Origin of the sequence: Flavobacterium quisquiliarum, from assembly GCF_019308285.1 — a bacterium.
In the GTDB taxonomy this organism is placed as follows: domain Bacteria; phylum Bacteroidota; class Bacteroidia; order Flavobacteriales; family Flavobacteriaceae; genus Flavobacterium; species Flavobacterium quisquiliarum.
Genome location: NZ_WWEM01000020.1, coordinates 356,642 through 369,129, shown reverse-complemented (window position 1 = coordinate 369,129; position 12,488 = coordinate 356,642). Strand labels below are relative to the sequence as shown.

Below are 12,488 nucleotides of genomic sequence, written 5' to 3'. Positions count from 1 at the left end.
CGTTTTTTTAGAATTCCAAAAGCAAAAAAAACTTGCGTGCTTTGCGGTTAAATCTCAAGCTGTTTCATATTATTATCTAATTAAAGTCACTCCCATCAATCCAATTACAACATCATTTGTAATTGCTTTCAAAGTCAAACTTTTTAATGTTTTATTTTTATCCAATGGCAAATCCAAAATGGTTCCAGCTCCGCCTTTAACACCATAATTGGTAAGGCCTTTTATAGGTTTAAAATCTTTAAAATTTCTCGAAATTTCTCCTGATTTTAGATAAACTCTCGGCGGTTTTGGAGCATCGGTTGTAAAGGCAAGTCCGTCAATAAAATAATCCTGCTCAATCGGCCACCAGTTTTCTGGATTTTTAAGTGCTAAAACTTCAGAAGTTCCGTCTGTATAATTTACTGTGATTTCGCCATTTTTCATTCGGCTCTGCATTGGATTCGTAGTTCCAGCGACCATAAAATAAACATGCGATGCTTTTCCAGATAACGGAATCGAAACACTTTCCGGATAATTATCCCACATAGAAGTGAAAACAATATTTTTTTGGTCTGCTACAGAAGGCGTTTTAAATACAATTCCTTCAGGAGAAGTTATTTTGTCACTATTTTTAGCTTTTTCACGAAGTCCGCTGTCATCAATTTTTACCTCTAAATTAGGATAACACCAATTGCCAATTCCTTGTTTCGGAAGCTGTAATGTCGTTGTTTTAGGTCTTGGCGCAAGATATTCATTGGTAAAAACATCTGTAACTTTAGCATTAAAATAAGACGAAAGAGCAATCGATTCCTGTTTATGGGAAGCCGAAAACGGAATATCCCAATTGATTATTTCAATATTTTGAATGTATGAATTGCCATTTTTAATTTCCAATCTGTTCGTTCCCGGCATTAAATCCTGAACTGGAATCTGAACTGTTTTCTGTTCTAATACATTAAAATTAATTGGCTGACTCGCTTTTTCATTTTTATTTAAAACCAAAGAACCCTCCATCTTTTTTACAGTATTGCTTTTAATGGAAACTTCTAAAGTATTGGCTTCTGTAAGTTTTGCTGCAGCTTCTAATTTTGGTTTAAAATTAACTTCGACAGGATGCCACCAAGACATTTCGCCTTGTTTCAGTTTTATAAAAAACACGCTGTTTCCTTCCCCATTAACCTTGGCATGAAGCTCATTTTGAGTTTTCGAAATAGCACTTAAAACCGACTGCGGATCGTAAACCAAAAGAATTTCAGCTTTAAGAGTCATCATATGTAAATCTTGACCACTGGTGTAAAATGGGGTCTGTTTTTTTTCTTCTAAAGGAAAGCCTTTCCAGTTTACAATCACATCATAAATAGCACTGTATGGTACTTCAATACAAATTTTCGGTTTTCCGATGTTTTCCGAAATTGCTTTGTATGAAGTAATTTTACCATTTATCATGATACTTTGGATTTTATCATAAGGTGCATCCAAAAGCAACTTTAAACTCATTTTGGATGGAAAACGATTTTCGATTTTGTAACTGTCTTTTTTATCTTCTCTTTTAAAAGAAAAGGAAATATCTGGTATTTCAATTGAAGCTTGATTCCATTGAGAAGGAAAACCTGGACTGATAGTCAAAGTTCCTGCTAAAGCATCGGGTTGAATTCCGTAAAGACCTTCAACCAAAGTCCTTGAAGCCATTCCTATCGGATCGGCAAAATCACGATACAGCTCGCCACGCATTGCATCTTGGTACAAAAGCTGTTCAAAAGCACCTGGCGAAGCTCCCAAATACATACTTTCTATCAAAGCACTTTCCCATAAATGATACGCTTTTTCAGCTTGTCCGCCCTGCCAAAAAGCCAAAGCCGTATGCAATTGTTCCGCCAATGCCACATTATTGACCGACCAAGTATAAGGCTGCCAATTGGTGGTACTAATGGTAAATAAATCAGTTCTATCTAATCCTTCCGCTTTAATTGGTATGCGAGGAATCTGTTTATCCACATAATGCAGCATTTGAAAACTCTCAAACGGAGTAGCCATTTCTGAATCAATCGTGTGGTAAATACTCCAAATTCCGGGAGTTTCATGCAATAATCTATTTCCTAAAGCGTCTTTATATTCTGCAAAAATTCCTTTTTTAGGAAGCCATAAAATCTGATTGGAAGCTTTTAAAATTTTATCAGCTTCTTTTGAAAACGGAAGCGCATCCACCTTTAATTCTTGGGCTACAGCAGCAATCGTTTTATTAGCATAATAATTATAAGCCGAAGAATGAATTACGCCGCCTCCGCTGTATTGAAGCGCATCGCTCGCCCAAATTGAGGCATAGGCATCATATAGACCATCGCGGTCTGAATCGAAATTTCGTTTTTCCCAGTCAATATGTCTTTGAAGTACAGGCCACATTTCCTTCATAAAATCAGTATCTCCAGTCCATTTAAAATGACGCAGCATTTGGTCGATAAAAACCAGATTCATATCATAATGATGAGCAACAGTATTCTTGTTCGGATTTCTGCTGATGTAACCACTGCTGAACATGGATGTTCCCATTTCTTCTTTCTGTCTCGCGAGATTTTTTTCAGCATCAAACACAACTGGGCCACTCTCAGGAGTTGTAACTTGTGAATTACTATAACTCTTAAAATGAGATTTTGCACGGTCATGCCAACCTAAAGGGTCGGCTGTGTAAGCACCACGCCATGCATTGAGGTACATTCTCCATGCCACCGCACCATGCAAGTAAGCTGGGCTTTCCCATATTCCGTCAGAAGCAATTGCAAGTGCTCCACCCAATGTATTGATATAAGGGTCTGGCGTAACTACTTTTACTCTATTTGCTAAAACCGTTGTCTGCTGAACAGCTTCTTCATAAAGTGATGCAATATTTTTTTGCGTAAGATTCTGTATTTTTTCAGGTGTCAGAAGCCAATAATTTTCGTATTGAAAGCTCTTAACTTTTCCCGCAACCATCATTAATGATTCTGAATTGGAATTGTATAATTCTAAAGGGGAGTTTTGTTTTTCGGCATTTACCAAATGAACAGCTGAATCAGGAAAATAACCTGCTAAACTCTTATTGTTTCCGTCTTTTTGTTTGTTGCTTTCTGAACCATATTCCAATAGAAAGGACTGTTTTTCTAAAGTATACTTATTATTGATACAATATTCAGGTTTCAAATAAAATACCGATTCGGGGTCGGCTCCGATATCTCCATCACGACTGAACTTTTTCCCTGTCGCTCCACCGTAAACCCACATGAGACTGCACTCTTTTGGCACATTGCTACCTGATACTTTCAAAATAAAACCTTCTTTATCTCTTAAAGCTACAGCATCAATCAACAGTTTTCCAGTTCCTAAAAGAGCATCGTGAATTTCATAATGCATTGTTCCCAAAACATAACTGGTTTCAATTTTTGATGCTTCAGTAATCCATTTGCTGTCTTTTCCGCTTATTAAACCTAATTTGAGATTGCCTCCCATTCCTGGCATATAGAGCGCAAATTCTGGTAAATCGCCCGCTTCTGCTCTAAATCCTGTATTGGAACCATAAAGTGCTCTATTAAATTTTCGGCTGCCATTTTTAAGTACAAAATTATTTCCTTCAGGTATATAATGAATTTTGCGGGCTGTTTTTTCCTGTGCGTTTATTATTAACGAGCTCAAGAAAAAAATGCCGATAAATACTGTTGCAATAGATTTTATAACTCTCATAGAATGGCAAAAAATATTATGTTTTTAAAATAAACATATAACGAAATTATTTATTGATTTTTTTATCAATTCAATATATATTGATGCAATTTCTTTGTTTTTTCACTACATCGTATCCTGTACATACCTGACTTATAAGATTATTTTTTATTGAAACTTTATTTTTTTAATCGTTTTTTAACATCATAGTACAGGATACTATATAAAATCATAAGGATTAGATTTGAAAAACAAATAAATTAAAATCTCAAAAAATTGACTAAATTTTTTAAATATTCGTATTTATACCTTCTTTCTGTTTTAATGCCGTTTTCAGCATTTTCAAATAATTCAACAAAAAATGTATTGGACAACAAAACAGTTTCTGAAGACAGTTTAAAAAAGACAATGCTCTTTCAGTTTGGCACTGATTTAAAAATCAAAAAAGGAATTTCGGTAACAAAATCTTTACAATACAAATCTGATTTAGGATATGGATTTGACTTTAATACCGAATCCAACCTAAAATTAAACTCCAATTCTTTTTCTATTGAAAAGCCTGTCTACTTTTCTGTAAAACTTCCTGAAGGAAATTATCAAGTTGAAGTAGTTTTAGGAAATCCTCAAAAAGACCTTAAAACAACCATAAAAGCAGAGTCTCGTCGATTAATGGTTAATGAGTTTATTGTTGCAAAAGGAAAATCAGCAGTACAGATTTTTAATGTAAATGTTAGAAATCCTAAAATTAATGATAATCTGAGTGTTACTCTTAAAGACCGAGAAAAAGACATCTTAGATTGGGATGATAAATTGACTTTGGAATTTTTAGGAGAAACAGCCGTTCAAAGTATCAAAATCACAAAAAAAGACAATTTAACTGTTCTCTATCTAGCCGGAGATTCTACTGTTACCGACCAAGATGTAGAGCCTTGGGCATCGTGGGGACAATTTATCACTGCTTATTTTAATGAAAATGTTGTTGTAGCAAATTATGCGTATTCGGGTTCTTCATTGAGTTCTTTTAAAGCCAGCAACCGCTTGAAAAAAATACTTTCCCAAATCAAAAAAGGAGATTATCTTTTTGTGGAATTTGGTCATAATGACGAAAAAATAAAAGGCGCCGGCAATGGCCCGTGGGAATCGTATTCAGATTTATTGGCAGAATTTACTCAGGCAGCTAAAGATAAAGGCGCAATTCCGATTTTAGTTACCCCAACACAACGCCGTTTTTTCAATGAAAATGGCACTCTAAAAGATACGCATGGCGATTTTCCTCCAGCGATGCGTGCCGTGGCTCAAAAAAACAATACAGCTCTTATTGATATTACAAAAATGACAACAGAATTGTATGAAACCTGGGGCGACAAAGTATCCAGAAAAGCTTTTGTACAATATCCTGCCAACACCTTTCCTGGTCAGGAAAAAGCATTGGACGACAATACGCATTTTAATAGCTTTGGGGCTAACGAAATTGCGCTTTGTGTAATTAAAGGAATCCGACAGCTTGATGTTCCGTTAAAAAAACAAATCAAAAAAGATATTCCAGATTACGATCCGAAAAAACCTAACTATATTTCGAGTTGGACACTGCCAATGAGTGCCCGTTTTGAAATTTCTAAACCAGATGGAAACTAACCAAAGACCAACTTTATGCAACTAAAAAAACTTAAAATTCAGTGGATTACAGCCCTGACCATTTTTATTTCGTTACATGTTACAGCGCAACAGACTGACAAAATTTATCTTTCGGGAAAAGATTTTGAACATCCTGTACAATGGGATTTTTACTGCACCGATGGCAATAACAGCAAAAAATGGTCGAAAATAAATGTTCCCTCTCAGTGGGAATTAGAAGGTTTTGGGGAATATACCTACGGACGCTGGTATAAAGAACTAAACCAAAAAGAACCAAGCAAAGAAGAAGGTTTATACAAATACGAATTTGAAGTTCCAGCGTCTTATAAGGACAAGGAAGTGAAGATTGTTTTTGGCGGTGCCATGACGGACACTGAGGTAAAAGTAAACGGAAAGCTAGCAGGCGCTATTCATCAAGGTGGTTTTTATGAGTTTAAATATGATATTTCATCGTTAGTAACTTATGGTGCTAAAAATATTCTGGAAGTCCATGTCTGGAAACACTCTGCTAACAAATCGGTTAATGCAGCTGAAAGAAGAGCCGACTGGTGGTTGTTTGGAGGTATTTATCGTCCGGTTTGGCTGGAAGTTTCTCCTAAAACAAATATTCAGCATATAGCCGTAAATCCAAAAATGGATGGCAGCATCACAGTTGATTTGGATTTAAAAAATATTGCAAAAAATACCACTTTAGAAGCCTCGCTAAAAGGTTTGAATGGAGAAAGTCTGGAAACTTTTTCTTTTCCGCTTAAAGCGAAAACTACTAAAGAAAGTATTTCAGCACAATGGAAAAACATCAAACCTTGGAATCCAGAAAGTCCTAATTTGTACGAGTTGCAATTGGTTTTAAAACAAAACGGAAATAGTATTCATGAATACAATAAAAAAATAGGCTTCAGGACTCTGGAGTTTAAAAAACAGGACGGAATTTACGTAAACGGAACTAAAATTGTCATGAAGGGAATTAACCGTCATTCTTTTTGGCCAGAAGGAGGACGAAGCACCAGCAAAAGAATCAGCGAACTGGACGGAAAACTAATCAAAGACATGAACATGAATGCTGTCCGAGGGCATTATCCTCCAGACGAACACTTTCTGGAAGTTTGTGATTCTCTTGGAATTTTTGTTTTGAATGAACTGGCAGGCTGGCAAAACTCATACGATACTGAAACGGGAACGAAATTGGTCGGCGAAATGGTAACACGTGACGTCAATCATCCATCTGTAATTATTTGGGATAATGGTAATGAAGGCGGCTGGAATTATGAAGTCGATAAAGTTTTTGCCGATAAAGACCCTCAGAAACGAATTGTGATTCATCCGTGGGCTGATTTTAATGGCTGGGATACGCATCATTACCCAACTTACTTAACGGGCATGCATCGTTTTAATGCAGGCGAAAATGTGTTTTTTCCAACCGAATTCATGCACGGAACTTATGATAACGGACATGGCGCAGCATTGGAAGATTTCTGGAACCGTTACAAAGAAAGTCCGCTTTTTGCCGGAGGCTTTATGTGGGCAATGCTCGACGAAGCCGTAAAACGCTCGGATTGGACTGGAGATGTAAAATTTGATTCAAAAGGTTCTTTAGCAGCAGATGGAATTCTAGGGCCTCATCGCGAAAAAGAAGGTAGTTATTATACTGTAAAGGAAGTTTGGGCACCCATCCAGTTTCAGCCAAAACAAGTTACTCCAAATTTTGACGGGTCTTTTCTGATTACAAATGATTATTTGTTCAGTAATCTGAACTCGTGCAGAATGGAATTTAAAGTGCTAAAATCTGATGCAGACGTTTTATACAGCAACAAAAATGCACAAGCAATAAGTTCTGGCAAAATTCAAATTCCAGATATAAATCCGGGAGAAACACGTAAAATTCAGTTTGCGGTTCCAAACAATTTTGCTGAGGGAGATGTACTTTCTATTACCGCTTATGACCAGTTCAATAAAGAAATTTACACTTGGACATGGCCAATTCATAAAGCACTTTTTTATGCAAATAAGTTTTTAGCCGTTCAAAATACAAAAGCAAAAGCATCGGCAATTAAAACGGCAACCGAAGTTACTTTAAAAGGAAATAATGTTACCGTTGTTCTCAATGCTGCTAATGGAGAAATTACTTCTGTTGAAAACGGAATTTCAACTATTCCATTAACAAATGGCCCACGTCCTATCGGAATGAAAGCGAAACTAAAAGACATTCAAGTTTTACAAGAGGGAGATAAAGCAGTTTGTTTGGTTTCCTATGTTGGTGGAATTTCAACTATAAAATGGACAATGGAAGCTGACGGAAGATTTAAAATGGAAATGATTGTCCTGAAAAACGAAAAAGCACCAAGCGGTTTTGATGGTTTTGACGGAGCATTTTTTGAAGATAAAATCAATTCTTTCGGAATCACTTTCAGTTTTCCTGAAAAGGATGTCACGGGTATGAAATGGTTTGGAAGGGGGCCATACCGTGTTTGGAAAAATAGAATAAAAGGCACTACCTACGGAATTTGGGAGAAAGATTATAATACTACAATAACAGGAGAAAGTTTTGAAAATCTGGTATATCCTGAATTTAAGGGCTATCATGCTAATGTTATTGGAGCAAATTTAAAAGCGGGAACTTCTTCTTTTAAAGTTTTCAGTGAATCTGATAATCTATTTTTGAGGTTATTTACTCCGGATTTGCCTAAAAATGGTTTCCCTGGCAGTTATCCGCAGCCAGCTTTTCCGGAAGGAGATATTTCGTTTATGTATGAAATTCCGGCCATGAGAGATTTTAAACCTCTTGAACAGCAAGGGCCTCAAAGCCAGCCTACCAATATCCGCATCAAAAGTGGAGACGAGGGAATAAAAATGAATCTATGGTTTGATTTTAGAGATAAAATATAGTTTTAAGTTTAAATACTAAAATCTTTTAACCGCAAAGAACGCTAAGATTTTTATCTGTTTATATTGAAAGAAAATAAGTTCGCAAAGCTTTGCGCTCATCGCGTAAACCCTTGCGAACTTTGCGGTTAAGTAAATATGCATAACATTATTCAAAATTTATAATTCAAAACATGAAATTATTTAAAATACTTACTGCATTACTTTTGGCTGTATTATTTTTCAATTTTACATCAAAACAAGACAACAGACCTACTCTTTTTATGGTTGGAGATTCGACTGTAAAAAATGGAAAAGGAGATGGAGCCGGAGGTCTTTGGGGTTGGGGAGATTTCATTGGGCAATATCTCGATACGACAAAAATCAAGATTGAAAACCATGCTTTGGGAGGCACCAGCAGCCGTACATTTCAAGATAAAGGATTGTGGACAGCGGTTTTAAATAAACTAAAAAAAGGAGATTATGTTCTGATTCAGTTTGGACACAATGACAATGGCCCTGTAAATGACAGTCTCCGCGCAAGAGGCACCATTAAAGGAATTGGTTCTGAAACCCAAGAAATCGACAATATCTTAACCAAAAAACATGAAATTGTACATACTTATGGCTGGTATATTCAGAAAGTAGTTCGTGAAGCGAAATCAAAAGGTGCAATTCCGATTATTTGCTCTCCAATTCCGCGCAATGACTGGCAGAATGGAAAAGTACCTCGAAATGACACATCATACGGATTATGGGCCAAACAGATTGCTGAAAAGGAAAAGGTAACTTTTATCAACCTGAACGAAAAAATGGCTCTTGAAATGGAAAAATTTGGCGAAACAAAAATTACCGGCACTTATTTCTATAAAAAAGACCATACCCATACATCAGCAAAAGGAGCTGTGCTTTCGGCTTCTGTTATTATTGATGAATTGAAAAACAGTAAAAATTCATTAAAAAAATACATTTTAGATAATCCAAAAATTGTACTTCCTGCCAAGAAAAAAGTCTTTCTGATTGGCGATTCGACTATGGCAAACAATAACAATAATCCTGATGCCGTTGGCTGGGGAGTTCCATTTCCTCAATATTGCGATACGACCAGAATTGAAGTTATCAACAAAGCACGCGGCGGCAGAAGTACCAGAACTTTCGATTATGAAGGTTTATGGAGTGAAGTCAAAAACCAGCTGGAACCTGGAAATTTCATTCTAATTCAGTTTGGACATAATGATGCTGGCGATATTGATAAAGAAAAATTCAGAGGCTCTTTAAAAGGAAACGGCGAAGAAACACAAGAAGTTACCCGTCCAGACGGCACTAAAGAAACTGTACATACTTTTGGCTGGTATATGGAGAAATTCATTCGCGAAGCCAAAGAAAAAGGTGCCATTCCGATAGTCTTGAGCCAGACTCCACGTAATGAATGGCCAAATGATAAAGTAGAACGAAGAACTGATACTTATGGCAATTGGTCTAAAATTGCGGCAGAAAAACAAGATGTTCTTTATATTGATTTAAATGAAATTGTGGCGCAAAGATATGAGTTGCTCGGAAAAGAAAAAGTAAAAACTTTTTTCCCAAAAGACCACACGCATACCGGTTTGGAAGGTGCACAGTTGAATGCACTTACTGTAGCTGAAAGCATTCAAAAATTAAAAAACTGTAATTTGAGGGATTATATTGAAATCCCTAAATAAAGCAATTATGGACTTGAAGTCGTTAAGGTTGAAAACTTATTTTTAACCGCAAATTGCACAAATTCTCACAAATTAATTTGCGAAAATTTGTGTAATTTGTGGTTATATTTTTTTTATAAGTAAAGCTAATCATAAAAAACAAGTACTTTCAAACTACTTTTTAGACCAATCCATTTTATTTCAACGGAATTTCATAAGTTCCTCCTTCGGCAGCTAAGTAAACTGCTAATTGGTCGAGTACAATTCCGGTTTGATTGACTTCAATCTTAACAATATGTTTTCCTTTTGAAAGATTTGAGGCTGGAATTTTTACAATTGCACTGTTTCTAAGCACATTTTCTTTCCAGGTTTTATCCCGGTCTTTGGTATTTATTTTAAAGAATTCCGTGCCTTTTCCGTCTACTTGAATTCCGATTTCATGGTCAAAATTATTGGAATGTGTTGGAAGCAGACGTACTTCAATTTCATAATCGCCTGATTTTCCAATTTCAAATTCATAAGAAACAGACGGTTTTTCATTTTTAAAATAACGTTGCGTAAACGGAAATAAAGTCACTGCATTATTACTATATCCTAAACCTTGAATTGTTTTCCATTGATAATTTTCTGTGTCATTTTTAGAAGTAAATTGATTTGCTTGAATGTAAATTCTATCTGTTATTTTTCTTGACTTTTCCTTAGAATTTTCAGTCTTTTTAACTGCTTCAAAAACGGGCAGTTTTCTTGGCTGCATTGACATCATATAATTCCACTTGCCATTGCTTACTTTTTCATTATAAAAACGAGTCAATTCCTGAATTTTCTCAAAAGCCTGAGTGGCCAAAGTATTATACTTTTCTTTTTGAGTTACATCTGAAATCGTAGCTGCTAAATTCCAATACAAAAATTTGTAATTCATATAAGCAGCACCTTTAACAGGATAAACCATCAATTGAAACCACGCGTCTTTTCTTTCTTCGGGAATAAGCTTTTCCAGTTCGTCTATTTTTTGGACTATATTTTCATAAGCTTTTATTCGGTTTAAGGATTCTTCTTCAGAAAAATCAGAAAATTTAACGGGAGTTGTTGGCTCCGTCTGGCTCCATCCCATATATTCAGGCTTTCTGAGCATTGCCAAACGGTAATATTCTTTCATAATCAATGCCGACTCTTGACTTACTGCAGCAGAAAATTCTCTTGCCATCCAGTTTTTCAGATATTCATCAATTCCATCCGATTTGATGCTGTTGACATTCCAAGCTAAGTCCAGAAAAAACTCAGTATCGTATTCTGCTGGTTTGATATCTCCAACATTTACAATCCACATTTTTTTTGCTCCATTTTGATAGGCTTTTGTCATTTCGTACCAAATCAAACCCGGCTGTGTGGTGCTCAACCAAAGATAATCGTGAGGACGTCCCCAATAACTAATGTGATAATACACACCACTTCCTCCTGTTCGCTTTTGTTCTTCTAGACTGCTCAAACGACGAATGTAACCGTAATTATCATCGGGCCAAACAAGCGTTATATCGTCTGGAACTTTGAGTCCATTATCATATAATTCCAGTACTTCCTTATATGGAACAAAAGCCTGTGGAATGGCTGAAAGCGGTTTTTTAAAAGTGTTTGAAAGCATCTCACGCTGGTTTAGAATAATCTTTTCCACCATTGCAATCGATTCCTTTAAATCTTTTGCGCCTTCCATTTTACTATCATGAACACCACGCATTCCTAAGGTCATAATTGTTTCATTTTGAGCCGATTTTAATTCATCCAATCGCTCCTGCCAATATTTATCGACCTGAGATTTATTCGTAAAATAGTTGTAATCGCCGTAAATTTTCGGTTTCCATTCGTCAACATTGTTTCTCAGCATCGGCTCGGCATGAGAAGAACCAATCACAATTCGATATTGCTGTGCCATTTCCTTATTCCCCGAAAGGGTAAAAAAACCTCTTGTAGACGGATGCATAGCAGGCCAAATTGTATTCGCTTTTAGACGCAGGAGTAACTGAAAAATTTTCTCATAGGTTTTAGGGCCGATATCTCCTGTTTCTGGCTCAAAAGTTTTAGCTGCCCAAGGCTGTAATCCCCAGTCTTCGTCATTTAGAAAAATACCTCGATATTGTACAGATGGAGCTTCAACAATTCCTTTTGATGGAAGATACAACGAAAGATTTTCTTTTTTTAACGGATGAACATCTGCCCACCATTTCCACGGAGAAATTCCGAGACGTTCGGCAATTTCAAAAACTGCATAAACAGTTCCTCTAACATCTGAACCAACAATGAGAAGATTATCTTTTTCTTTTTTAATTGATAATTTTTCCCACTGATTTTCTAACTCTTTTTGATTGTTTTTGGATTGAAATAATTTTGAAGAAATCTGACCAACATAAATTCCCTTTTTTGAAACCTTATTTGTAGTAACAATTTCAGGACGTTTTCCTGTTATTTCCTTAATATCGTCTGCTAGTTCGTTTACAGCCCAGACAATCAGCGAATCCGTGTTTTTGTCAATGAAAATGTTTACTGCATGATTGGAATCTGCAATTAAAAACTGCACTGATTCTTCATTCTGACTAAAGCAATTTAAAGCTGTTATTGCGAAAATTAAGGTTAGTATTTTCTTCATTTTTA

At 35.9% G+C, this 12,488-nt stretch carries 5 protein-coding genes; 3 read left to right on the top strand and 2 right to left on the bottom strand.

Annotation, left to right across the window (positions count from 1 at the left end; translation table 11 throughout):
• Nucleotides 1-72: 72 nt before the first annotated feature.
• Nucleotides 73-3,690, bottom strand: a complete 3,618-nt coding sequence (locus tag GSY47_RS09380; RefSeq protein ID WP_179005954.1) for a DUF4450 domain-containing protein — start codon at nt 3,688-3,690, stop codon at nt 73-75.
• 255 nt (nt 3,691-3,945) lie between these two features.
• Between GSY47_RS09380 and GSY47_RS09375 the strand changes: the two genes are divergently transcribed.
• From GSY47_RS09375 to GSY47_RS09365, 3 genes are all read left to right on the top strand, one after another.
• The gene (locus tag GSY47_RS09375; protein ID WP_246611301.1) at nt 3,946-5,304 is read left to right on the top strand and encodes a rhamnogalacturonan acetylesterase; all 1,359 of its coding nucleotides are present in this window, start codon (nt 3,946-3,948) and stop codon (nt 5,302-5,304) included.
• A 15-nt stretch (nt 5,305-5,319) separates the two neighbouring features.
• The gene (locus GSY47_RS09370; RefSeq protein WP_179005952.1) at nt 5,320-8,187 is read left to right on the top strand and encodes a glycoside hydrolase family 2 TIM barrel-domain containing protein; all 2,868 of its coding nucleotides are present in this window, start codon (nt 5,320-5,322) and stop codon (nt 8,185-8,187) included.
• Nucleotides 8,188-8,357: 170 nt separating this feature from the next.
• Nucleotides 8,358-9,866, top strand: coding sequence for a rhamnogalacturonan acetylesterase (locus GSY47_RS09365; RefSeq protein ID WP_179005950.1), 1,509 nt, complete (start codon nt 8,358-8,360; stop codon nt 9,864-9,866).
• Between the two features lie 175 nt (nt 9,867-10,041).
• Here the strand turns inward: GSY47_RS09365 and GSY47_RS09360 are convergent, their stop codons facing one another.
• Entirely contained in the window at nt 10,042-12,483 is a 2,442-nt protein-coding gene (locus GSY47_RS09360; protein ID WP_219071242.1) for a glycosyl hydrolase 115 family protein, read from the bottom strand.
• Between the last annotated feature and the right edge of the window lie 5 nt (nt 12,484-12,488).

What these genes read in the sequence shown, in the direction of transcription:
- GSY47_RS09365 (WP_179005950.1), top strand. Translation starts at nt 8,358, where the DNA reads ATGAAATTATTTAAAATACTTACTGCATTACTTTTGGCTGTATTATTT.
- GSY47_RS09360 (WP_219071242.1), bottom strand. Translation starts at nt 12,483, where the DNA reads ATGAAGAAAATACTAACCTTAATTTTCGCAATAACAGCTTTAAATTGC.
- GSY47_RS09370 (WP_179005952.1), top strand. Translation starts at nt 5,320, where the DNA reads ATGCAACTAAAAAAACTTAAAATTCAGTGGATTACAGCCCTGACCATT.
- GSY47_RS09380 (WP_179005954.1), bottom strand. Translation starts at nt 3,690, where the DNA reads ATGAGAGTTATAAAATCTATTGCAACAGTATTTATCGGCATTTTTTTC.